This is a genomic window from Pseudomonas sp. SHLD1 (assembly GCF_028640935.1).
Taxonomy (GTDB): Bacteria; Pseudomonadota; Gammaproteobacteria; order Pseudomonadales; family Pseudomonadaceae; genus Chryseomonas; species Chryseomonas aestiva.
Genome location: NZ_JAQZAD010000013.1, coordinates 965,702 through 989,023 on the forward strand (window position 1 = coordinate 965,702; position 23,322 = coordinate 989,023).

Genomic DNA, 23,322 nt, shown 5'->3' on the forward strand with positions numbered 1-23,322 from the left:
ATGTTCTGCACCGACCGCTACGACCTCCCCCTGTCCACCTCCTCTGCCCTTGCCGCCGAGTGCTACCAAGCCGGCGTCGATCTCCTGCTGTCGCTCTGGCCCGGGGCGGCCGAGGCGCTGGACGAGGCCATCGCGGCCGATCCTGGCTTCGCCCTGGCCCATGCAGCGCGGGCACGGCTGCAGCTGATCGACAACCAGGCCGGCGGTGCCCGGGAGACCATCGCCCAGGCGCAGCGGCTGGTGGAGCGGCATGGCACGGAGCGCGAGCGCAGCCATGTCGAGGTCGTGCGGCGGCTGATCGCCGGTGAGGCCACCCAGGCCCTGCAGGGCGCGCTGGAACATGCCGAGCGCTGGCCGCGCGACATCCTGATCCTCGGCCTGCCGCTGGGGGCCTTCGGCTTGCTGGCGTTTTCCGGCCGTGCCGATCACGACCAGGCGCGGGTCGACCTCTGCGAGCGCCATGCCCGCCATTTCGCCGCGGATGACTGGTGGTTCCTCACCTACCGCGGCTGGTCCCACGGCGAGAACGGCGACGTGGTCCGCGGTCGGGCACTTGCCGAGCGAGCGCTCGAGCTGCGCCGCCACAACGTCAACGCGGCCCATGCCCTGACCCATGTCCTGCACGAATCCGGCGACAGCCAGGCCGCGCAGGCCTTGATCGCCGGCTGGCTGCCCGAGTACCCCCGCCACGGCACCCTGCATGGCCATATCGCCTGGCACGGCGCCCTGGTGGCCCTGGAACAGGGTGACAGCCAGGACGCACTGGCCCTCTATCAGCGCTTCGTGGCGCCGGCCGCGTCCACCGCCGGCCCGCTCAATCGGGTCAGCGACAACGCCTCCTTTCTCTGGCGCCTTGGACTCTATGGCCATGAGGTGCCCGCCGACCTCTGGCAGGCCACCGCCGCCAGCGCGGATGGGCTGTTCCAGCAACCGGGGCTGGCCTTTGCCGACGTCCATATGGCGCTGATCGCCGCGGCGACCGGGGATCGCCTGGCGGTGGAAGACCGGGTCGCCGGATTGGACAGTCGTCTGCGCGACGGCTTCCTGCCTGCCGGGCCGGTCGTCCCCCTGCTCTGCCGTGCGCTCCTCGCCTTCGCCGACGCCGATTACCTGGGTTGTGCCCGCCTGCTGGAGCCGTTGCGCGCTGACATCGCGCGCATCGGCGGCAGCGGCGCCCAGCGCGAGGTCTTCGAGGACACCCTGCTGGTTGCGCTCATGCGCGCCGGGGAGCACGCCAAGGCGCTCGCCCTGCTGGACGAGCGTCTGCATCGACGGCCCTCGCGGCGGGATGAGCAATGGCGGACGGCATTGGAGATTCGCAAGCGCGACCGCTAGAGAAGACGAGATCGACGGATCTTTATCTGAAGACACAATATTGATATATTTAAATCTGCAGACTGAGGAGCACTGTCATGCTACAGGCGGCCATCGCGACAGCTGAATTTTCGAAGAGCCAAGGTACCGTTGGCCTCAGGGCAGCGCTCAACATCCTCGACAGGTGGCAGGCCTCCAGCGAACAAAGCTGCCGCATTCTGCGTATCTCACGCAGCACCTATGCGCGCGCACTGCAGAAGGATCCGGCGTGGTCGGTCAGCCTGGATACCGATCAATTGCAACGTATCAGCCTGGTCCTGAACATTCATTCCGCCTTGCGCGTGGTCTTCGACAATCCGGAAAACGTCTATGGCTTCGTCGCCATGGACAACCACAACGACTTCTTCAATGGCCGGTCGCCCCTGGAGATCATGGCCCAGGGCGATATGATCGCCCTGTACGAAACCTTCCGGCGTATCGACGTGCTGCGAGGTGCAGGGTGGTAAAGCTGGAGGATCTGCCGCTGCTCAAGGGCGCGCCTCTGCAGGGACACCGGCTGGTCAACGCCAAGTTTCCACCCATCGATCTGTTCGATGACGTAGCCGATGCCGAAGATTTCGAAACGCTCTACCAGCTCCAGGCGCTGACCAACCCGCGCCTGCAGAACGAGCTGGGACGTCTGGAGCTGATCCCGCGTGACCAGATTCCCTTCGGCATTCCTGGCTGTTCCTATGCAACGGCCCCCTTCACCCACGTCAACCCTGCAGGTTCGCGCTTCAGCGATGGCAGCTTCGGCATTCTTTATCTCGCCGATCACGCCGATACGGCGCTGGCCGAGGTTCGCCATCACCAGGAAGCCTATTGGTCGAAGGTGCCGACGCTGAAGTACGAGCGCTTCGTCTTCCGCAATCTGACGGTGAGCTTTTCCGACCGGGGACTGCGCGACGCCCTGGTGCTGGACGCCGCCGATCCCCTCTATGAGCCCAACGACTATGGTGCGGCGCGCAGCCTGGGCGCCGCCGCCAAACGCACTGGCTGCCCAGGGCTGCGCTATCGCTCGGTACGCCGTGCCGCGGGTCATTGCTGGGCGCTACTGACTCCCCGGCTGGTCACCGCTGTCATCCAGGCGGCGCCGGTCGAGATGATCTGGAACGGCGGCATCATCGCCATCAACCGCATCACCGCCGTGCCGGGCGAGGCTGGCTGACTGCCCTCACGCGTGGGTCAGATACCAGCGCCAGTCCTGTTCCCCCACCTCGGCCATGAATTGCCGGTATTCCGCGCGCTTGATCGCCAGATAGACCTCGACGAAACGTTCGCCCAGCGCCTCCCGGATCCAGCTGGAGCGCTCCAGCGCCTGTAGCGCGGTGAGCCAGTCGGTGGGCAGGACGTCGGTGGCCTGCTCGTAACCGTTGCCGACGATGGCCGGCCCCGGGTCGCGTTCGTCACGGATGCCTTCGTGGATGGCGGCGAGGATGGCCGCGGCGGCCAGATAGGGATTGGCATCGGCGCCGCAGATGCGGTGCTCGATGTGGCGACTGCTGGCCGGACCGCCGGGCACGCGCAAGGACACGCTGCGGTTGTTGACCCCCCAGCTCTTGGCCAGCGGCGCATAGCTGTTGGCCTGGAAACGCCGGTAGGAGTTGGCGTTGGGACAGAAGATCGCCAGGGCATCCAGCATCCGGTGCTGCATGCCGCCGATGGAATGGCGCAGCAACGGCGTGCCCTGCGGGTCCTCGCTGGCATAGAGGTTGTGGCCCTCGGCATCGGCCAGGCTGACGTGCAGGTGCAGGCCACTGCCCGCCTGGTCGCCGAACGGCTTGGCCATGAAGCAGGCCTGCAGGCCGTGGCGGTTGGCCACGCCCTTGACCAGGCGCTTGTAGCGAATGCCTTCGTCGATGGCCTGGAGGGCGTCGAAGCGATGCAGCAGGGTCAGTTCGAGCTGGCCGGGGGCGTATTCGGAGATGGCCGTGCGCACCGGCAGGCCCTGTACCTCGCAGGCAGCGTAGAGGTCGTCGAGAAAGGGCTGCAGCTGCTCCAGCTCGTAGACGCCGTAGACCTGCGGCGAGCCGGGTCGCACGCCATTCATCTGCAGCGCCGGTTGCGGCCGGCCCTGGGCGTCGCGGGTGCGGTCGAGCAGATAGAACTCCAGCTCCACCGCCATCACCGGCTGGAAGCCGTCGGCCTGCAGCCGCTCGATCACCCGCACCAGGGCATGTCGGGGATCGGCGGGCGTGGCCGGCAGGCCCTGGGTCGGGTGCATGCTCACCTGCACCTGACCGGTCGGGGTGCTGCGCCAGGGTTGCAGGGTCAGACTGCCGGGCAGCGGATAGGTCCAGCAGTCGACATCGGCGACCTCCCAGACCAGGCCGGTGGCTTCGACGTCTTCCCCCTGCAGCGTCAGCGCCAGGATGGAGCTGGGCAGCGGCCGGCCTTCCTCGTAGATGGCCAGCAACTCGTCACGGTGCAGCAGCTTGCCGCGCGGCACGCCATTGGCATCGATCAGCATGAGTTCGATGCTGCGCACCTCGGGGTGGGCGGCGAGGAAGTCGCGGGCTTCCTGGGCTTCGGCGAAGTTCATGGCTGACACTCCCGGGCGCATGGCAGCGCCAGGAGTTCGGCGAGGCCCTGGTCGAGGGTGGCCAGCAGGCGGTCGACGTCCGCCGCCTGGAGATCCGGGCAGCACAGGGTCATGTTGTGGAAGGGGGTGATGAGGATGCCCCGGTTGATCAGGTAGAGGTGCAACGCCTGCTGCAGGCTGTCATGGAAGGCGGCTTCCGCCTCGGCGCCCGTAGTGGGCGGCGTGTGGCAGAACTGGAATTCGCAGCGGGCGCCCAGCTCCGTCACCGACCAGGCCAGGCCATGGCGGGCGATCACCTCGCGCAGGCCGGCGGCCAGTCGCGCTGCCATCGGCAGCATCCGTTCATAGGCGGCCGGCGTCGCCACCTCCTCCAGGTTGACTCTCAGGCAGCGCATGGCCAGGGCATTGGCCGACAGCGTGGTGCCCATGCCGCTGTGCCCATGGCCGTGGCTGGTCTCGCTGGCGTGCTGCTGCGCCAGGCGCATGGCCTGGGCCATCTCGTGGCTGCAGCCATAGGCCGAACAGGGCACGCCACCGGCGATGGGTTTGCCGAAGGTGATGAAGTCCGGCTGCAGATTCCAGGCGCGGGTACAGCCGCCGGGGCCGGTGGACAGCGTATGGGTCTCGTCGATGATCAGCAGGGTGCCGTATTGCCGAGTCAGGGCGCGGACCTGTTCCATGAAGCCCGGGGCGGGCAGCACCATGCCGATGTTGGTCATGGCCGGCTCGCAGATCAGCGCAGCGACGTCGCCCTTCGCCAGCGCCTCCTCCAGCGCCGCCAGGTCGTTGAAGGGCACGGCCCGGCTGGTCTCGGCCAGGTTGTGCGCCTGGCCGATCAGGCCGCCGCGGTGCACGGTGCGACCGTCCTGATGGCGCACCATGACGTCGTCGACGGTACCGTGGTAGCAGCCGTCGAACACCAGCAGCATCTTGCGATTGGTGATGGCGCGTGCCCAGCGGATGACATAGCGGTTGGCATCGGTGGCGGTGGTCGCCACCTGCCAGAACGGCAGGCCGAAGCGCTCGGCGAGCAATTCCCCGGCGACCACGGCATCCTCGCCGGGCAGCATGGTGGTGAGCCCGCGGGCGCCCTGCTCGGCCAGGGCCCGGGCGATGGGCGCCGGCGAATGGCCGAACATGCTGCCGGTGTCGCCCAGGCAGAAGTCGATGTACTCATGGCCGTCGACATCATGGAAGCGTGAGCCCTGGGCATGGCTGACGAACAGCGCACTGGGCATCGACCAGTCGTTCATCCAGTGCATGGGTACACCGCCGAACAGCGAGTGCCGGGCCCGCTCGGCCAGGGCGAGGGAGGTGGGATTGCGCGTCATGAAGCGCTCGCGTTCGGCCGCGACAAAGGTCTGGACGGCGGCTTCGCTGATACCACTGGTGATCATGTCGGATTCCTCTTGGAGTGGAAGGCGCATCGGTCCGGGCTCAGTGCCCGGCCGAGACGCCGCAATCGATGGCCAGGTCCGCGCCGGTGATGGAGCGGGCGGCGGGTTGGCACAGGAAAAAGGCCAACCCGGCGACCTCCTCGGGCTGGATGAAGCGCGCCTGCTCGCCTTGCGGATACTTCTCCAGCAATTCCCGCAGGTAAGCGGCGGGATCGCCATTGCCATAGCGCTCTGCCTGAAAGCTCAGCATGGGCGTCGCCACATCGCCGGGCGAGATGCTATTGCAACGCACCCCGCTGGGCGCCAGATCCAGCGCCAGGGCCTTGGTCATCAGGGTCACCGCGCCCTTGCTGGCGCAATAGGCGGCGGCATTGCGATTGCCCTGGCGACCGGCATCGCTGCTCAGGTTGACGATGGCGCCGCGGGTTTCGCGCAGCGCGGGAATGGCCGCGGCGCAGAGAAAGAAGCTGGCCTTGAGATTGACGTCCAGCACCAGGTCGAAGTCTTCCTCGCTGAAGGTCTCGGCCGGGCCTTCGCGCCAGACACCGGCGCAATTGACCAGGGCGTCGAGCCGACCGAGGCGGTCCAAGACGCGGGCGACCACCTCCCGGCTCGCGCTGGCCTGGCGCAGGTCGGCGGCGTGCTGGCCGGCAAGGCGCCCAGCGGCCTCGAGCGCCGCCAGGGCTGCGCCGTCGAGATCGGTGCCAAAGACCCGCCAGCCCGCCTGCAGGAAATGCTCGTGCACCGCCTGGCCGATGCCCCCCAGTACCCCGCTGACCAGTACGACCGGCTGCATGTCAGGCCCCCTTGTTTTCGATGCGGCTGTTGCCGCCGTCCACCACCAGGTATTCGCCGGTGATGTAGCTCGCCTCGGGCGAGGCCAGGAAGGCCACCGCCGCGGCGACCTCGGCGGGGCGGCCGGCGCGACCCACGGGGACCCGCGTCGCCGCCTGCAATTCTTCCGGCAGGCTGGAGGCGGTCTCGATCCAGCCAGGGGCCACGGCGTTGACCGTGATGCCCTGCCCGGCCACCTCCAGCGCCAGACTCATGTTCATGCCGACCATGGCCGCCTTGGCCGCGCTGTAGGCCGCCGCCTCCGGAATGCCCGCCCGGGTGCCGGTGGCGGAGCTGACGTGGACGATGCGGCCATAGCCGCGCGCCTGCATGCCGGGCAATACGGCGCGGGTCAGCAGGAAGGCCGTGGTCAGGTTGCGCGCCAGGGTCAGGTTCCAGTCGGCCAGGGTCATCCGCGCCACCTCCACCAGGGGCTCGGGACTGCCCTGCATGGTCATGCCGGCGTTGTTGACCAGGACGTCGATGCGGCCCCAACGCGCTTCGGCCCACTGGCAGAAATCGCCAACGGCGGCCTCCTCGGTGAGATCCAGCGCTCGGCCTTCGGCGGTGAAGCCGGCGGCGCGCAAATCCGCCACCCGCTCAGTGATCCGGGCACTGCTGGCGGTGACGATCAACCGCGCTCCCGCCGCGCCCAGGCGCCGGGCGATCGCCATGCCGATGCCGGCTTCGCTGCCGGCACCGCTGATCAGGGCCACCTGGCCCGCCATCGACTCGCTCATGTCGCTGTCTCCGTGGTTGTCTGACTGGACTCTAAGCCTGCTTGGCTGATACAAAAAGACGATCGTTATCAGCGAAATTGACAACCATGGCCTTTACCAGCGAAACGCTTCGGGTCTTCCTCGCCGTGATCGACGAAGGCTCGTTTTCCGCGGCCGCCCGCGTGCTGGGGCGGGTGCCGTCAGCGGTCAACATGGCGATCTCCCAGCTGGAGGCCGAGCTGGACCTGGTGCTGTTCGATCGCGCCACCCGCAAGGCCTTGCCGACCCCGGCCGCGCGCGCCCTCGAACCCCAGGCGCGGCAGGTGGCCAGCCAGCTCAATCTGCTCGACGCCCACGCCCTGCAACTGCACGCGGGGCTGGAACGGCGCTTCGTGCTGGTGATGGCGCCGGAATTGCAGACCGGCGCCTGGAGTCGGCCGCTGGTGACCCTGGCTGAGGAATTTCCGGCGCTGGAAATCGAGATCCGCTCGGCGGCCCGCGCCGAGGCGATCCGCCTGCTGCACGACGGCAGCGTCGACATGGCGCTGATCTTCGAGCGTCCGGGGATCAACGAGCAGGAAGGTTTCGCCGAGGCCGGCAGCCAGTTGCTCACGGCGGTGGCCGCCCCTGGCTACCCCTCGACCCGCACCGGTCGACCACTGGGCGAAACGCTGATGGCCGATACCCGCCAGATCGTGGTGGCCGGCGGCGACCGCAACGCCTCGGACCCGCAGATCGTGCTGTCGCAGCGGGTCTGGCTCACCGACAGCTATCTGGCGACGCTGGACCTGGTGCAGGCCGGGCTGGGTTGGGCCTATCTGCCTCACCCGCTGGTGCGCCCACTGATCGCCGCCGGCCTGCTCGAGCAGGTGCGCTTCGACAACATGGCCAGCCAGATCCGTCGCTGGATCGACGTCATCTGGATCAAGAACCGCCCCCAGGGCCTGGGCGCGCGGCGCTATCTGCAACTGCTGCGTGAACAGATCGGCACCAAGCCGGAATAGCGGCCTCAGCGCCCTTCGGCGAGCCGCTGCAGCAGTTGCGCACGCCGCGCCTGGTCCGCGGCCTCCTTGGCCTGGGCACTGGGCAGCAAGGCGGCGGCCCGCGCGGGCGACAGGACGAACAGGCCATCTTCGTCTCCCAGGGCGAGGTCACCGGGGCAGACGAGCGTATCGCCGAGCTGGAGTTCGACGTTCAGTTCGCCCAGCGCCTCGCCGCCCTGGGTGGTGACGGCGCTGATCCCGCGATGGAAGACCGGCAGGCCGAGTCGGCGAAGCGCCTGGACGTCGGTGATGGCGCCGCCCACCACCACGCCGGCCAGGCCCTTGACCAGGGCCGCCAGGGTGCGCAATTCGCCCCAGCAGGCGCAGTGGGGATCGCCGAAGGCCTCGATCACCAGGACGTCGCCCGGGCGACTGGCGATCAGGGCCTCGCGCAACAGGGCGCCGTGGGGCAAGGGAATGCGCGCCGTCACCACCCGGCCCAGCAGGCGCGCACCGGCTACCGCCGGCTTGAGCTCGGGCAGGTAACCCGTACGTCCGAGATGGCCCAGGGTCGAGGTGGAAATCTCCGCGTAGCCGGCGATCAGCCCAGCCGGCAGCTCGCTCAGGTGGCTGGGCATACGGCCTCCCGGGGGCGGATCAGCGGGCAGTTGGAGCAGTATTCGGCGGGTGCCGTGGCCTGGTAGTAGAAGCAGCAGGTCCGTCGGAAACGAACGGGGCGTCCCACGGTATTGGCCGTTGCAGGCCGGCGGAACTGCGCCAGCGGATTGGTCTCCAGGCCCAGCTCCGCCGGCGTGGCCGCCAGCAGCCAGGCGAAGTCCTCGGCGCAGCGGGCACGAATGGCCGGATCGTCCAATTCGGCGAGACGCCGGTCGTACAGCGAATAGAGCCGCACCGCCGCGTTCTCCCAGAGGATGCGGGGCGAGACGCGGCCGACCCGCGCCAGGGTCTCCCAAAGCGGCCGCAGCAGCTCGCCGAACAGGGTGCGGGCCAGCAGCGCCCGGGCGGTGGCGTGATCCTCCACGGCAGGCAGCGGCCGGGTATCGCTCAACGGCAGGGCCGATCGCCAGCGCCCCTGGTCGTGGCCAGCCTCGATCCAGACATTGCCAGGCGTCAGGTCCAGGCGCCGGTCATAGGCCGACAGGGCCTGGAAGGCCACCCCGGTGGTGAGAAAGCCCAGCCGCTTGGTCAGCAGCGACGCCGCGACCCGCCGCGTGGGGGCTTGCATGCGCGCCGCCAGGTCGTCGAGCAACTCGGCGCAGCGCGCGGCGTCCAGCCAGGCGGCGACCGGCTGGCTGTGCAGCGCGTCGCGCTCACCGGCTTCGCGCAGGCCGAAGGTGGCGCGCAGCGCGTCCCGTTGGGCACTGTCGAGGGTGGGCCTCAGGCACATGGCGGTACCTCGCGCCCGAAGGGAATGCACAGCGGCGTGCCGAAATAGGGATCGGCGATGATCCGGCATTCCAGGGCGAACACCTCGCGTACCAGGGCTTGCGTCAACACCGCCGCGGGAGCGCCCTGCGCAAGGGCGCGGCGCTGGTGGACGGCGACCAGGTGATCGGCGTAGCGGCAGGCGAGATTGAGGTCGTGCAGCACCATGACGATGGTCTTGCCCTCTTCCCGGTTCAGCTGGCGCAGCAGATCCAGCACCTCGATCTGGTGCGCCAGGTCCAGGTAGGTGGTGGGTTCGTCCAGCAGCAGGCAGTCGGTGTCCTGGGCCAGGGTCAGGGCGATCCAGGCGCGCTGGCGCTGCCCGCCGGAGAGGTCGTCCACCGGCCGTTCCGCCAGCGCCAGCAGGTCGGTGAGGCGCAGCGCCTTGTCCACCGCCGCGGCATCGTCTGGCGACCATTGGCGCATCCAGTTCTGGTAGGGATAGCGGCCCAGGCTGACCAGTTGCCGCACGCTGATGCCCTCGGGCGCCACCGGGGTCTGTGGCAGGACCGCCAATCGCCGGGCCAGGGCGGCGGTGGACTGCCGGTGGATGTCCTGGCCGTCGAGCAGCACCTGGCCCTGGCGTGGTTCCAGCAGCCGGGCGCAGGCCTTGAGCAGGGTGCTCTTGCCGGAGCCGTTGCTGCCGATGAGGACCGAGACGCGACCCGGCGGTAGGTCGAGGTCGAGGGCCTCGATGATGGTCTGGGTGCCGTAGCCGAGGGTCAGGCCGCGGCTGGCCAGGGTTGCCATGAAGCCTCCTTCAGGGGCGCTGCCGGATCAGCAGGTAGAGGAAAAAGGGCGCCCCCAGGGCGGCGACGAAGATGCCGGCCGGCAGATCCAGGGGCAGGAACAGGGTACGACCCAGGAGGTCGGCGAGCATCACCAGCAGCGCGCCCACCAGGGCGGCCATCAGCGCCTGACCGGCGAAACCGCTGGGCAGCAGGCGGCGGGCGATATGGGGCGCGATGAGGCCGACGAAGGCGATGGCGCCTCCCCAGGCGATGGCCACCCCGGCCAGGGCCACGGCCAGCGCCAGCAAGGCCGCGCGGTGCCGCTGCAGGCGCACGCCGAGGCCGCGGGCCAGGTCGTCGTCGAGTTGCGCCAGCACGGCGTGTCGCGCCAGGACCGCCAGCGGCAGCGACAGGCCCAGCCACCACAGCCCCAGGGCGCGCACCTCCGGCCAGCTGGCGCCATAGACGCTGCCGGTCAGCCAGACATAGGCGGACAGCGTGGTGGTCAGCGGGCTGAACACCAGCAGGAAGGTGGTGGCCGCGGCGAGCATGGCCGATACCCCTACCCCTACCAGCACCAGGCGCAACGGCGAGGCGCCGTGATTCCAGGCCAGGCCATAGACCAGCAGCGCCGCCAGGCCCGCGCCGAGCATAGCGGCCAGCGGCAGGCCATGCGGCCCCAGGCTCCCGGCCAGGACCGCCAGATAGCAGACCGCCCCGGCGCTGGCGCCACTGGTGATGCCCAGCAGGTCCGGCGAGGCCAGGGGATTGCGCACCTGGCCCTGCAGCAGCAGGCCGGACACCGCCAGGGCGCTGCCGACCAGCGCCGCCAGCAATGCCCGTGGCAGGCGCAGCTGGGTGACGATGAAACCCAGGCCGCCGCCCTGCCGTTCCACCAGCGCGGCGAACACCTGGGTGGGCGTCAACCAGACCTTGCCCAGGCAGAGGCACAGCAGCAAGGCCGCCAGGGCCACCAGCGCGGCGACGGCCAGCCGCACTAGGGTGGCCGGGGCCAGGCGCCGGGAGAAACGGCCGAGCCGCCAGACGATCTCAGCGGCCATGGCGGCCTCCCCGGCGCGCGAGATGGATGAAGAACGGCCCGCCGAACAGGGCGGTCATGATGCCCACGGGCACCTCCTGGGGCAGGATCACCACTCGCGCCAGGCTGTCGGCCAGCACCAGCAGCAGGGCCCCGCCCAGGGCGCAACCGGGGATCAGCCAGCGATGCTCGTTTCGCGCGCGGGCCAACAGCCCGCGCACCAGGTGCGGCACCATCAGGCCGATGAAGCCGATGTTGCCGGCCAGGGCCACGGCGCTGCCGGCCAGGCAGATTACCAGCACCCCGGCCAGCAGCCGGATCAGTCCGATGTTCTGGCCCAGGCCACGGGCCAGGTCGTCACCGGCGACCAGCACATCCAGCTGCCCGGCCAGGACCATGGCGGCGGCCAGGGCCAGCAGGCTGAACACCAGCAGGGGCGCAGCGGTGGCCAGGTTGCGCTCAGCCACCGAACCGGCCAGCCAAAACAGCACGCTGTCCAGGCCTTCCTGGTTGATCACCAGCAGCGCCTGGCTGAAGGCGGTGAACAGCGCCGCCAGGGCGGCACCCGCCAGCACGATGCGCAGCGGCGTCAGGCGCGCCTGGCCCCGGTTGCCCAGGATCCACACCAGGGTGCCGGCCACCGCCGCGCCCAGCAGCGCGCAGAGCACCCAGCCTTCCGTGCTGGACAGCCCCAGCAGGGTGATGCCCAGCACCAGGGCGAAGGTAGCCCCGGCGTTGATGCCGAACAGCCCCGGCGAAGCCAGGGGATTACGGGTCATGGCCTGCATCAGGGCACCGGCCACCGCCAGGTTGGCACCCACCACCAGCGCGACCAGCAGCCGCGTCAGGCGCGTGGTGTTGACCAGGGTCGCCTCCAGCGCCAGCGAAGGATCCTGCACCAGCGCCGCCACCACGCTGGTAGGCGCGATCCAGCGCGCACCGACCGAGAGGCTCAGCACGGCGGTCAGCGCCAGGGCCAGCGCGAGCAGCAGTAATCTGAAGGGTGCGCTCATGCGGCCCCCTGGGTGGCCAGAACGCGCTCGATGTCGTCCAGCAGCCGATTGGCCGCGAGAATGCCGCCGCCCAGGCTCCAGGCCACCCCGTCGACCCGCCAGACCTGCCCGCGCCGGGGGGCGCCCAGGCGTTGCCAGAGCGGGTGTTCGAGCAGACTGGCGTAGTTGCGCTGCACCGCGGCCTGGTCGGCGCGCAGGAAGACGAAGAAGACCTCGGCGTCCACCACCGGCAGGCTTTCCCGCGAGGTCAGCTTGATCGAGGGCGCGGCGCTGCCCTGGCTGGCCGCCGGCCAGGCGAAGCCCAGTTCGCTGAGTACCCGCCCGGCGAAGCTGTCGGGCAGGTAGCTGCGCAGGTGATCGGCGCGCACGTCCAGTACGGCCACCGTCGGCGGCCACTGGGCCCCGTAATGCCGTTGCAGCGCCTCGCGCAGACGGGCGATGCGCGCCTGCCAGGCCTGCAGCAGGGCCGTGGCGTCCGCTTCACGTCCCGCGGCGGTGCCCAGGGCCAGCAGGGTCTGCTTGAATTCGAAGACCTCCTCCAGCATCACCACCGGGCACAGCTGCTGCAGCACCGGTGCGATCCGGCCATGGCGAAAGCGCGAAGCGACGATCAGCTCCGGCGCCAGCAGCGCCAGGTCCTCCAGGCTCGGCTGGGTTTCCAGACCCAGCGAGGGCACCCCCGCCAGCGCCGGGCGCAGGTAGCGATAGACGGGTTTCTCGCTCCAGGACTCGACCACCCCGCAAGGCCTGAGCCCCAGGGCCACGGCGCTGTCGGTGGCGCCCTGGAACAGCGTGGCCACCCGCGTGGACTGCGCCCGGGCGACGCCCGGCGGCAGCGCCAGGCCGGTGGCGAGCACGCCGCCGAGCCCGAGCAGCCGGCGGCGGGTCATGACTGAGGAAACACTAGCGGGCATGGCTCACCTGAAGAAAGGGATTGACCACCCTGCCCTTGCCGAACGGCATGCTGCCGGGCCCACCGGCCCGCTCGATCATCGGGCGCAGCAGCCACTTCTGCGGCCAGTCCGGTGCCTCGAACAGCGTTTCCCGGAGCAGCGCCCGGGCCTCGGCGTCGAAGTCCAGGGCCGTGATGCGCTCTTCCAGTACCTCGCGCAGCAGCGTCCAGGCAGCGGTGAGCGGGACAGCGTAGCAGTTCGCGACGGTCTCGAAGATGGCCCTGAGGTTGACCTGGATGCCCAGGGTCTGGAACCAGAACAGCAGGTCGCGCGGATGTTCGTGATAGAGCGTCTGGGCATGGCCGGGCTTGATCCGGTAGTGCGGGTCGGCCAGCCCCTGGCGCTCCAGCCAGGGCACGTACAGGCGCAGGGAGTCGTGGTCGCGCAGCAGCAGGCCCTGGAGGCGTCCGGCGCGCCAGACCAGCACGGCGTTCTGCCCGTGCACCTCGCCGAGCAGGCCGAGGCGGAACAGGCGCAGGTTGAGATCGATGAAGCTGTGGCACAGCTCACCCAGCAACAGCAGGACATTGGCCGGGGTCGGTGCCAGCGCCCGGGCCGCCAGCCAGTCGTCGAAGAAATGCCGGCGACTGCCCGGCAGCAGGGTGCCGAGCGCGGCCATGGGCAGCAGGCGGCAGTCGGGATCGGCCAGCAGCGCCGCGGGATAGCCGCGCACCATGGCCGAGAGATGCCGCGGCGCCTCGTCGAACAGGGTCGCCGCCGGCGGCATGAAGGCCCACCAGCGCGACTCGTCGCACAGGTGCAGGCTGTCCGCGAGCACCGGGTCCAGGGCCCGCGCCTGGCGCAGCAGGGCCTCGCTGCGCGAGCCGTTGATCATCTTCACCGCCGGCAGGTAGCGCGAGGCGCCCAGGGAATGCACCGCCATGGGCAATTTGAGCTGGGCCACGCCTGCGCCCTCCTCCATGAGCATGGATCTCAGCGACGAGGTGGCGTGGCAGCGTGCGCCGGCGAAGTCCAGGTGCTGGCAGACGCCGCTGGCGAAGGCTTCGTCCAGCCGCCCCGGCAGTCCCTCGGCGAGTTGCCAGGGGTGTACCGGCAGCGCCAGGTGACTCTCGGCCAGGCCGCGCTGCTGCAATTCGGCCTGCAACTCGGCCAGCGCCGCTGGGGTCAGCAGGTCGGCTGCCGGCCCCTGGGAATCGGCCGCCACGCCCTCTCCGCACAGCAGCTGATCGCGGCGCACCGCGACCCAGGCCAGGCGCACGGGTTGGCCGAATTCGGCCTGATAGGCCTGGTAGTCGACGTCATTCAGGCCCAGCTTGGCCTTGGCCAGGGGGTGATAGGGTCGATCCCGCAGGGCGGCCCAGCGCTCCAGTTGCAGGAAGGCGGCCTGGCCGTCGCCTTCCAGCAGCGGACCCGGCGCCATGGGCTGGTCCAGCGACAACCGGGTCTGCCGCAGGCTGGTGGCCAGGGTCTCGCGCAGCAGGGCGATGCCCCGTGCCTGCTCCGGATCGGCCGCCGCCTCGGCGAAGACCAGGCTGACGAAGGCATCCGGCGTGAGGGTGCTCCAGGCGTCGCCCTGGCGCGCCAGGATCGGCGCACCGGGCACCTTTACCCAGGCCTGGGTGATGCCCGGGCGGACCCGCGCGGCGATGAAACGCTGCTCGCGGGGATCGCAGCAGCACTCCCAGAGGCGCTCCTCCGGGGCCGCTGGTTGCAGGGTGGCGGGATGTTCCGCGGGCGCGGCCGCCAGGGTCACGGCTATGGGGGCGAAGACGTCTTCGGCCAGCAGGCAGTCGAACAGGTCCTGCAGGATCAGGTCGGTGGCGAGGGTCTGGGCGTTCATGGGGATTCTCCGCAGGAATGGGCGGTCAGGCGGGCCTGCAGGGCCCGAAAGGCGATGCCGCGCTCGTCGCCGAGCACGAAGGTGGTGACGCCCCGGGCGCGCCAGAGGTCGAGGTCCTCCGGCTGCCGGGGGATGGCGCAGTAGGGGGTGCCCTGGCGCTGGGCGGCGGCCCAGGTCTGGCGCAGGGCCTCCTGCACCTCGGGATCGGCGATGCACCAGGGGCGGCCAAGGGATTGCGACAGGTCCGCCGCCCCTTCGAGCAGCAGGTCCACCCCGGGCACCGCGGCGATCTCCGCCGCCCGGGCTACGCCGGTGGCGCTCTCGATCATGGCGACCACCAGGATCTGCGCATTGGCGCGAGTCACGTAGTCGGCCAGGCTGGCTTTGCCGAAGGAGCCCGGACGGCCGGCATTGAGGCTGCGCTCGCCCTCCGGGTGGTACTTGCAGGCGCGCACCGCGGCGGCCAGCACCGCCGGGTCATCCACGCAGGGCAGCACGATCCCCTGGGCCCCGGCATCGAGCAGGCGCAAGAGGCGCTTGGGCTCGGCGTCCGGCACCCGCACCAGCGGCGTGAGGTCGTAGCTCTCGGCGGTGCGGATCATGTTCTCCAGGGTTTCCGGATTGATCAGCACGTGCTCCATGTCGATGATCACGAAGTCGTAGCCGGCTTCGGCGATCAGCTCGATGCTGGCGGGCGTGGGCAACGAGGCGAACAGGCCGTGGCTGGGCGTGCCGGCCTCCAGGGCGGCCTTGAGTCGGTTGCGCCTCAGCATGCGACGGGCCGGTAAGGATGCAGAGGATTGGCCACCGCCTTGAAGCGCCGCTCGCCATCGCCCAGCAGGCGCCGCTTGGTCAGCTCCTCCACCTCGAAGGTGGGGGCGAAGACGTCGAACAGCGCATAGCGCTCCCGGTGCTGGGGATGGGCACGCTGGTAGTCGAGGATGACCGCGGCGGTCGCCTGCCAGAAGTCGGCCTCGGCCAGGGCGAAGTGCTGGCGCAGAAACACCGCCAGCTCGCCCAGGGCGATGAAGAAGAAGGCATCGCAGGTGAAGTCGCGTACCGCGTCCACGTCCTCGGTGAGGATGAAGGAATTGCGGTTGATTCGCGCGTGGCTCGCCGGCACGGGCGCAAGGGTCGGGCGCAGCTCCGGACGCGCCAGGTGGCGCTCGGCATAGCGTACGCCGTCGTGGAAGTCCTTGAGGGCGATGCGCAGCGGCCAGCCGTCGCGGTGGATCAGCACGATGTTCTGGCCATGGGACTCCATGCCGATGCCTTCGGCGTGAAGCATGTGCATGAGCGGCGTCACCGTGACCTTGAGCAGTTGCTGCAGCCAGGCGTCCAGGCCGTGCTGCTCGATCCAGGCGGCGACGAAGGGCTGCGGCGCGCCCTGGCCATAACGATTCTCCACCTGGGTCAGGCCGTTGAAGGGTACCGCCTGTTCATCCGCGCGCAGATAGGCATGGATGCTCTCGCGCCAGACGGCGCCAAGGGTGCCGTAGACCTGCCCCGCGCGACTGACCGGCAGCGGGCGACTGTCGTAGGCGACGCCCGCGACCTCGCCGAGCACCACGAAGTCCAGATCGCGGGCGGTGGCATCGGTTTCGATCAGGCGCTGCAGCCAGTCGGTGATGATCGGGCCGTTGAGCACCGTGTGGCGCGCCAGGATGCGGGTGCTGGAAGTATTGGTCAGGCACATCGCCAGCTTGACGTAGGGCCGCCGGGGCGCACTGCGATTGGCCAGGGTGCGGATGGACTGCTGGGCGGCGTACTGGTCGCGAGAGGTGCCCAGGTAGAGCAGCTCGCCACTCACCAGTTCGGGCTGGAACAACGCCGCGAGGTGCTGCTCCCACTGCCAGGGATGTACTGGGATCAGCTGGTAGTCGTCCAGCGCCCGACCCTGTTCTCGCCACTCGGCGGCCAGGGCCGCCCAGCGCTGGGCGCCGAATTCCTCGGCGATGAAGGCCGGGAAGTCCAGGCGGTGGGAGTGCCCCACCGAGGCCCGCTCGCGCGCCAAGGCCAGCCAGACCAGCTGGATCGGCTCGCCGAATTCCGGTCCGTAGCGGCGATTCTCGGCCAGGGAGAAGCCGATGCGCGACTTGTAGCAGGGATGGTAGCCATGGGCGTCCATGAAATGCCTTTCCAGCGCATCCACGTCCAGCTCGTGGGCCGGGCGGTCAGGACGATAATCCTGGCGGCGCGACTGCAGGTCCTTGAGCAGGGTCTGCTCCAACTCCTGGACGAAGCGTGGCCACAACGGCGCGTCGCTCTGCTCGCCGAGCAATTCGGCCAGGGTCTCGTGCAGCGTCGGGGCGCGGCTGCCCTGGCCGTCCTGCCGCACCAGGCGCCGGGGGTCCAGGCGGATCAGGCCGAAGCTGGCAGCGGCGGGCGCATAGCCCAGGTACTGCACCGGTTGGCCATCGGCGGTACTACCGGCCAGGCGATACTGCGCCAGACCATCCGCCACTGGCTGTACCTGGGCGCTGAGCACCTCTTCGTAGATCAGCGTCTGCAGCAATTGCGCCACCACGCGCTGCTCGACCTGGCGATAGAGGGTGGCGTCGGCAGGCGACGGCCAGGGCTGCGCGGGAAGTGAAAGCTGAGCGGTCATGAGTACCTCCGAACGGAAAGGGATTGGGCGGCGGGAAAGCGCCAGGCCCAGGGCAGGGCCAGCAGGATGAACAGACCGGTGGCGATGAAGGCGTCCTGAATGGCGACGCCGGTGGCGGCCTGGCGCGGGCCCCAGCCGGCCGCGCCGCCCAGGCGCAGTTCCAGCCACAGGGAGGCGGCCACCACGGCCACCGAGGACACTAGGCGCCGGGCGATGTTGTTCATGGCCGCGCCCTGGGTGACCTGGGCATCCGGCAGGGTATTGAGGCCGGCGGTGGTGGCCGGCATGTAGGACAGCCCCAGGCCGATGCCGCGCAGCACCATCAGCGCGCAGATCCAGGCCAGCCCGGCATGGCTGCCGACCACGCCCAGGGCCAGGGTGGCCAGGCCGCTGAGCGCCAGGCCGGTGGCGATCACGCCACGGGGTCCGCGGCGGTCGAGCAGGCGGCCACCGACCTGACCGAACAGCGCCGCCGCCAGCGCCGTGCAGAGCAGGGCCAGGCCGGTCCAGAGCGCGCTGTGGCCCAGCACCAGCTGGATCAGCAGCGGCAGCAGCACCAGGCATTCGAACATGCCCACCGCCTGGACCACGGCGATGATGACGCTGGCCCGGTAGCCGCGCAGGGCGAACAGGCGCAGCGGCAGCAGCGGATGGCTGCGCCGCAGTTGCAGCCGGACGAAGGCCTGCAGACACAGGAATCCGGCCGCCAGGGCCAGCAGATTGAGGGGTTCGCCCAGCGCCGTCAGCTCGCGCAGCCGGCCGAGGGTCACCAGCAGCAGCCCCAGGCCACTGGCGATCAGCAGGTAGCCGGCCAGGTCGAAGGGCCTGTGTTCGCGAGGACCATCCGCGGGCAGCACCACCTGCCCCATGGCCAGGGCCAGCAGGCCCACCGGGACGTTGAGCAGGAACAGGGCGCGCCAGTCGAACACCTCCAGCAGCAGGCTACCGCACAGCGGACCCACTGCCGGCGCCAGCATCACCGCCCCACCCCACCAGCCGGTCACCCGCCCGCGCTCCTCCCTGGGATAGACGGAAAAGATGATGCCCAGCGCCAGGGGAATCATCAGGCCGCTGGCCACCCCCTGGACCATCCGCGCCAGCAGCACGCCGGCGATGGAATCGGCCAGGGCGCCCAGCGCCGAACCGGCGATGAAGGCCAGCAGCCCGAGGCGATAGAGCCGCCGCCGCCCGAGGCGCCCGGCCAGAAAGCCGGTCAGCGGCATGGTGATGCCCATGGCGACCATGAAGCCGGCGACGATCCAGCTGGCCAGCAGCGGACCCAGGTCGAAGGCGGCGATGAAGGCCGGCAGGGCCGGGTTGAGCGCGGTATTGGCCAGGCTGACGGTGACCGTGCCGAGCAGCACGTTCACCGCCACCCAGACCCGCGGGATCGCCACGCTCACGCCGAGGTACTCCCGTTCCCGTCGAGGAACAGCTGCCGCGGGCGCGGATGGCAGAGGAAATCCGCGTGGGAGATGTTGTAGCCATAGGCGCCGGCCAGGGGCAGCACCAGCAGGTCGCCCACCCCTACCTCACCCAGCGGCTGGCCGCGGCTGAGGATGTCCTTGGGGGTACAGAGCTGGCCCACCACCGTCCAGGCCTTGCCCCCGGTCGCCGCCGCCCGCGCTTCGCGGGGCAGGTGCAGCACCGGGTGATCGTGCCCCTGGGCCACCGGCAGGCGGAACTGGTGGGTCCCGCCGCGGCAGACCAGGAAGTGCTGGCCATGACTGGTCTTGGTATCCAGCACTTCCACGGCGTAGTAGCCGCAGAAGGCCGCGAGGAAACGGCCCGGTTCGAAGCGGATCAGCGGCGGCTGCGCCTGGGCGGCCAGACGGGCGCGCAGGTGCGCGCACAGCCGCGCCCAGTCGAATCGCCGACCTTCACGGTAATCCACTCCGATGCCGCCACCGACGTTGAGTCGCACCAGGTTCTCCGGGCGCCGGGCCAGGCCGCGCCAGTGCGGCCAGCGCTCCAGGTAGAAGTCCAGCAGATGCAGATGGCGCTCGACCGAGTGCTGGTGCGACAGGGCATGCACATGGAAGCCCTGCAGCTGCAGGTGGCTGGCCGCTTCTACCGCCGCCACCGCGGTGGGCAGGTCGGCCTCGTCGAAGCCGAAGGGTGTCGCCGTGCCGGCCATGGCCAGGGTACTGGTCAGCCCGGATGGCAATTGCGGATTGATGCGGATGTACACCGGCTGTAGCCGTCCCAGGGAGCGGGCCAGCCGTTGCAGGCGCTGGATCTCGCCGAGGCTCTCCAGGTGGATGGCTTCGACCCCGGCGCTCAGGGCGGTGCGCAGGTCGGAATCCAGCTTGCCGGGACCGGAGAAAATGAATGGCTTGCGCCGCGGGCAGGCGGCCAGGCGATCGATCTCGCCACCGGAAGAGATCTCGAAACCGTGCACCAGCGGCGCCAGGGCCGTCAGGATCGGCGCCTCGCTGTTGGCCTTGATGGCGTAATACAGCTCCACGCCGGGGGGCAATTCGGCCATCAGCGCGGCGACGTGCCGCCGCAGGGCATCGAGGTCGTAGACGAAGGCCGCCAGGGGATCGCTGGACTGTGCCTGGGCCTCCACCAGGGCGGCGCGGACCGCGGCCGGTAGCTCACCCATGACGCACCTCCGCGCCCCAGGGGCACGCCAACTGCACGTAGCCGGCCTGGCGATCGGCCTGGGCGGCGAGGCGCACCTTGAGATTGGTCTTGCAGGGAATCGGCTGGCCGGCGATCAGCGCATCCAGCTCGGGCGCGGCACGGTGCAGGTCCCGGCGGATGGCGATCAGCTCGGCTTCCACCTGCCGCCACAGGCGTGGCGCCAGGTGCGGACGCTCCCAGCTCAGCGCCAGTACCGCCTCGGCGAGGTTGTTGACGAACAGGCAGTAGGCGATGCGCCGCCAGCCCTGGTCTCGGCTGTAGAGCAACGACTGGCGCACCCGGGGATGGACGTGGGCGTCCAGCGCCTCGGCGCCGAGGGTATCGGTCAGCTTGATGCCTTCGAAGTCGCGCAGCAGCAGCCGGACGGGCCGGCCATTGTCATGCACCAGCACGCAATTCTGCAGGTGCGGCTCCAGCACCACCCCGTGCTCGAAGAACAGTCGCAGCACCGGCCCCAGCAACAGCCGCTGGTAATCCTGGAACCACGCCAGCCGCGCCTGATCGCTCGGCTGCCGACCGCCGCAGCGGCTGAGGAAGTCCTGCAGCAGCGGCTGCAGGCGGGTGTTGCGGGCGAACAGGGTGCCGGCCAGCAGGCAGCAGTCGGCGCCATGCTCCAGGCAGAAATTCTCGCGCAGGATGGCGCCGGTCTGCTCGCGGAACCAGCGCTCGTCCTCGGCACTGGCGGCCGGTGGTGCCCAGCTCAGGGCACCCGGCTCGCGCACCATGTCCAGGCCCGCCACTCGCCCCTGCAGGCGCTGCATGAGGCGATCGACGATCAGGGTGCTTTGCAGTTCGTACCAGGCGTTCTTGCGCACGCAATTGGTGATGCGCACGTTCAGCGAGCCCTTGATGAAGAAGGCATGACCTGGGCGGTACCAGGTGCGCATGGAGGCGGTGGGACTGGCCAGGGCGCCGCTGGCCCCAAGGTCACGGATCATCCCCTCGCTGACCAGCGTCTGGACCCGCGGATCGCCCAGGAACAACTGCGCCTGGACCGGGTGCAGCACGATCCGCGCCCGCTCCGGAGCGGCCTGCGCCTGGTCCACGAAGCCCTGCAGCACCTGGGCATCGCTCAGGCCGTTGCCAGCCACCTGCAAGCCGGCGCGGGGCACCTCCAGCACGTGCATGGGGGTGCTGGTGTGCAACTCCGGTGCATAGGCCTCGGCCGGCAGAGGTTCCGGCCAGCGCCGCGCCTTGGGCGCCGGGTGATTGGGATGGCCGAACCACAGGCCCTGCTCGCTGGCCAGGTAGTCGCTGAGCGGAGCGGGATGTCGGGTGACCTGCACGTGGTCGACGATGGCCGCGGTCAGGCGCTGACTTTGCAGGACCTGCTGCAGCAACTCGCCATTGTGGGCGCCGGCGAGTTCTTCGCAGGCCTCCAGCAGATAATCGATGAAGGCGGGAAAGTCAGGGCAATACCAGGGCTGGTCGCCGCGTCTTACATAGATATCGGATAGATAACGCTGGCTGCCGAGTTCATCCTGTCGATCGACGACCAGAAAGAACTGACGGTCTCCGGGAAAGTTGATCAGCAAGGGGACGCCGCCGTCTTGCAACCAACTCAGATAGTTGGCCGGTGCTATACCACGCCGATCTTCCGGCCAATGATAAGTCAGGCACTTTTCCGGCAGCGCGAATTCCTTGATGAGGCAATTCATCAGGGCATGGGAAGACGCCAGCTCGCTGACGATGCGGGAAAGCAGCGTGGATTCGAAAGAAGTCATGGCAGGGTCCAGGAGGTTGGGCGTCGCGGGGAGCGATCCGGTCTCACGGCACTCGACGGGTGCCTTGCGCTCAGCCACGGGGCTCGGCCAGCGCTGCCACGAGGGCCGCCTCCAGGCGTTCGAGCAGCACCAGGCAGTGGTTTTCCTGCAGGATCAGCGGGGGCAGCAGTCGTACGACGTTGCCGTCGCGGCCGCCGCGTTCGAGCAACAGCCCCTGGGCGAAACAGTGGCGCTGGATGGCCGCCGCCAGGGCGGGATCGGCCGGCAGGCTGCCGAGCGAATCCGCTTCGCCACCCGCAGCGACGATCTCCAGGCCCAGCATCAGGCCCAGGCCCCGGACATTGCCGATGACGGGGAAACGTTCGCGCAGCCGCTCCAGGTGCCGCTTGAGCCAGCCACCGAGCTGGGCCGCATGGCTGACCAGGCGTTCGCGCTCGATGACCTCCAGGGTGGCCATCCCCGTGGCCATCGCCAGCTGGTTGCCGCGGAAGGTGCCGGTATGGCCACCGGGTTCCCAGGCATCGAATTCGCGCCGAATCGCCAGCAAGGCCAGCGGCAGGCCACCGCCCACGGCCTTGGACAGCACCAGGATGTCCGGCTCGATGCCGGCATGCTGGCAGGCAAACAGCTCGCCGGTGCGACCGAAGCCGGTCTGGACCTCGTCGACGATGAGCAGGATGCCGTGCGCCCGGGTGACCTGGCGCAGGGTCCGCAGCCACTCCAGCGGCGCCGGATTGACGCCGCCCTCCCCCTGGACCGCCTCGACGATCACCGCCGCCGGCCGGCAGACGCCGCTTTCCACGTCGCCGAAGAAGCGTTCCAGATAACGCGCCAGGGCCACGGCGCCCTGCTCGCCGCCCAGTCCCAGCGGGCAGCGGTACTCATGGGGATAGGGCAGGAATTGCACCCCGGGCATCAGCCCCGTTACGCCCTGCTTGGGCGCGAGATTGCCGGTCACGGCCAGGGCGCCATGGGTCATGCCGTGGTAGCCGCCGGAGAAGGCCACCACGTTGCTGCGCCCGGTGACCTTCTTGGCAAGCTTCAGCGCCGCTTCGACCGCATCGGCGCCGGATGGCCCGCAGAATTGCAGACAGTAGTCTTCTGCCCGCCCCGGCAGCAGGCCCAGCAGGCGCTCGCTGAAGGCGTCCTTGAGCGGCGTGGTAAGGTCCAGGCTGTGCATGGGCAGGCCGCTGCCGAGAAAATCGGTGATGGCCGCGGTGACCGCCGGATGGTTGTGGCCCAGCGCCAGGGTGCCGGCCCCGGCCAGGCAATCCAGGTAGGTCTTGCCTTCGACGTCGGTCACCCAGACGCCGGCGGCCTTGCCGATAGCCAGCGGCAGCTTGCGCGGATAGCTGCGGACATTTGATTCGAAGCGCGCCTGGCGAGTGAGAAAGAAGGCGTTGTCGGCTAATGCGGTATCGCGACTGAGGGATGGTTGAAGCATGGCGTCAGACCTCGGGACGTTTATCTTCGGTAACGATAATCAGTTTCATTCTCATCCTTCAACCGCTATTCCCGCAAATAGCCCAG

Annotated in this window: 21 protein-coding genes; 4 read left to right on the forward strand and 17 right to left on the reverse strand. The window is 69.6% G+C overall.

Going from position 1 to position 23,322, the window contains the following annotated elements; all coding sequences use genetic code 11:
• The 3 genes from PVZ77_RS09925 (at position 1) to PVZ77_RS09935 (ending at position 2,521) form a co-directional block, all read left to right on the forward strand.
• The gene (locus PVZ77_RS09925) at positions 1–1,335 is read left to right on the forward strand and encodes a tetratricopeptide repeat protein (protein WP_273807398.1); all 1,335 of its coding nucleotides are present in this window, start codon (positions 1–3) and stop codon (positions 1,333–1,335) included.
• A gap of 77 nt (positions 1,336–1,412) precedes the next feature.
• Positions 1,413–1,820 carry an antitoxin Xre-like helix-turn-helix domain-containing protein gene (locus tag PVZ77_RS09930; protein WP_273807399.1) on the forward strand — a complete coding sequence of 136 codons (408 nt, stop codon included), beginning with the start codon at positions 1,413–1,415 and terminating at the stop codon, positions 1,818–1,820.
• On the forward strand, positions 1,814–2,521 hold the full coding sequence (locus tag PVZ77_RS09935; RefSeq protein ID WP_273807400.1) for an RES family NAD+ phosphorylase: 708 nt from the start codon (positions 1,814–1,816) through the stop codon (positions 2,519–2,521). Before PVZ77_RS09930 ends, PVZ77_RS09935 begins: the two co-directional genes overlap by 7 nt.
• A 6-nt stretch (positions 2,522–2,527) precedes the next feature.
• Here PVZ77_RS09935 and PVZ77_RS09940 read toward each other — a convergent pair whose 3' ends face one another.
• The 4 genes from PVZ77_RS09940 to PVZ77_RS09955 are packed head-to-tail and all read right to left on the reverse strand — an operon-like array spanning position 2,528 to position 6,866.
• Positions 2,528–3,895: a glutamine synthetase family protein gene (locus PVZ77_RS09940; RefSeq protein WP_273807401.1), complete on the reverse strand. Its 1,368-nt coding sequence runs from the start codon at positions 3,893–3,895 to the stop codon at positions 2,528–2,530.
• Complete coding sequence (locus PVZ77_RS09945; protein WP_273807402.1) at positions 3,892–5,292, reverse strand: aspartate aminotransferase family protein; 1,401 nt, start codon at positions 5,290–5,292, stop codon at positions 3,892–3,894. The genes PVZ77_RS09940 and PVZ77_RS09945 overlap by 4 nt, the downstream gene beginning before the upstream one ends.
• Before the next feature lie 40 nt (positions 5,293–5,332).
• Positions 5,333–6,088 (reverse strand): SDR family NAD(P)-dependent oxidoreductase, encoded by a 756-nt coding sequence (locus PVZ77_RS09950; protein ID WP_273807403.1) that lies wholly within the window; start codon positions 6,086–6,088, stop codon positions 5,333–5,335.
• Position 6,089: 1 nt separating this feature from the next.
• A complete protein-coding gene (locus PVZ77_RS09955; RefSeq protein ID WP_273807404.1) occupies positions 6,090–6,866 on the reverse strand; it encodes an SDR family NAD(P)-dependent oxidoreductase in 777 nt (258 codons plus the stop codon).
• An 86-nt stretch (positions 6,867–6,952) separates the two neighbouring features.
• On the opposite strand from PVZ77_RS09955, the gene PVZ77_RS09960 reads away from it, so the two are divergent.
• Complete coding sequence (locus PVZ77_RS09960) at positions 6,953–7,849, forward strand: LysR family transcriptional regulator (protein WP_273807405.1); 897 nt, start codon at positions 6,953–6,955, stop codon at positions 7,847–7,849.
• A gap of 5 nt (positions 7,850–7,854) precedes the next feature.
• Here the strand turns inward: PVZ77_RS09960 and PVZ77_RS09965 are convergent, their stop codons facing one another.
• The 13 genes from PVZ77_RS09965 to PVZ77_RS10025 form a co-directional block, all read right to left on the reverse strand.
• Complete coding sequence (locus PVZ77_RS09965; RefSeq protein ID WP_273807406.1) at positions 7,855–8,466, reverse strand: RraA family protein; 612 nt, start codon at positions 8,464–8,466, stop codon at positions 7,855–7,857.
• Positions 8,451–9,236, reverse strand: coding sequence for an IucA/IucC family C-terminal-domain containing protein (locus tag PVZ77_RS09970; RefSeq protein ID WP_273807407.1), 786 nt, complete (start codon positions 9,234–9,236; stop codon positions 8,451–8,453). The genes PVZ77_RS09965 and PVZ77_RS09970 overlap by 16 nt, the downstream gene beginning before the upstream one ends.
• Positions 9,227–10,024 carry an ABC transporter ATP-binding protein gene (locus tag PVZ77_RS09975; protein WP_273807408.1) on the reverse strand — a complete coding sequence of 266 codons (798 nt, stop codon included), beginning with the start codon at positions 10,022–10,024 and terminating at the stop codon, positions 9,227–9,229. Before PVZ77_RS09975 ends, PVZ77_RS09970 begins: the two co-directional genes overlap by 10 nt.
• A 10-nt stretch (positions 10,025–10,034) precedes the next feature.
• Positions 10,035–11,066 carry a FecCD family ABC transporter permease gene (locus PVZ77_RS09980; protein WP_273807409.1) on the reverse strand — a complete coding sequence of 344 codons (1,032 nt, stop codon included), beginning with the start codon at positions 11,064–11,066 and terminating at the stop codon, positions 10,035–10,037.
• Complete coding sequence (locus tag PVZ77_RS09985; RefSeq protein WP_273807410.1) at positions 11,056–12,057, reverse strand: FecCD family ABC transporter permease; 1,002 nt, start codon at positions 12,055–12,057, stop codon at positions 11,056–11,058. Before PVZ77_RS09985 ends, PVZ77_RS09980 begins: the two co-directional genes overlap by 11 nt.
• Positions 12,054–12,971 carry an ABC transporter substrate-binding protein gene (locus PVZ77_RS09990; protein ID WP_273807411.1) on the reverse strand — a complete coding sequence of 306 codons (918 nt, stop codon included), beginning with the start codon at positions 12,969–12,971 and terminating at the stop codon, positions 12,054–12,056. The genes PVZ77_RS09985 and PVZ77_RS09990 overlap by 4 nt, the downstream gene beginning before the upstream one ends.
• Entirely contained in the window at positions 12,961–14,811 is a 1,851-nt protein-coding gene (locus tag PVZ77_RS09995) for an IucA/IucC family protein (protein WP_273807412.1), read from the reverse strand. The genes PVZ77_RS09990 and PVZ77_RS09995 overlap by 11 nt, the downstream gene beginning before the upstream one ends.
• Entirely contained in the window at positions 14,808–15,584 is a 777-nt protein-coding gene (locus tag PVZ77_RS10000) for an HpcH/HpaI aldolase family protein (RefSeq protein WP_273807413.1), read from the reverse strand. The genes PVZ77_RS09995 and PVZ77_RS10000 overlap by 4 nt, the downstream gene beginning before the upstream one ends.
• A complete protein-coding gene (locus PVZ77_RS10005) occupies positions 15,578–17,419 on the reverse strand; it encodes an IucA/IucC family protein (protein WP_273807414.1) in 1,842 nt (613 codons plus the stop codon). The genes PVZ77_RS10000 and PVZ77_RS10005 overlap by 7 nt, the downstream gene beginning before the upstream one ends.
• Positions 17,416–18,822, reverse strand: coding sequence for a DHA2 family efflux MFS transporter permease subunit (locus PVZ77_RS10010; RefSeq protein ID WP_273807415.1), 1,407 nt, complete (start codon positions 18,820–18,822; stop codon positions 17,416–17,418). The genes PVZ77_RS10005 and PVZ77_RS10010 overlap by 4 nt, the downstream gene beginning before the upstream one ends.
• Positions 18,819–20,027 carry a type III PLP-dependent enzyme gene (locus PVZ77_RS10015; protein ID WP_273807416.1) on the reverse strand — a complete coding sequence of 403 codons (1,209 nt, stop codon included), beginning with the start codon at positions 20,025–20,027 and terminating at the stop codon, positions 18,819–18,821. The genes PVZ77_RS10010 and PVZ77_RS10015 overlap by 4 nt, the downstream gene beginning before the upstream one ends.
• Positions 20,020–21,792 (reverse strand): IucA/IucC family protein, encoded by a 1,773-nt coding sequence (locus PVZ77_RS10020; RefSeq protein WP_273807417.1) that lies wholly within the window; start codon positions 21,790–21,792, stop codon positions 20,020–20,022. Before PVZ77_RS10020 ends, PVZ77_RS10015 begins: the two co-directional genes overlap by 8 nt.
• A gap of 70 nt (positions 21,793–21,862) precedes the next feature.
• Positions 21,863–23,236 carry a diaminobutyrate--2-oxoglutarate transaminase gene (locus PVZ77_RS10025; protein WP_273807418.1) on the reverse strand — a complete coding sequence of 458 codons (1,374 nt, stop codon included), beginning with the start codon at positions 23,234–23,236 and terminating at the stop codon, positions 21,863–21,865.
• Positions 23,237–23,322: the final 86 nt, after the last annotated feature.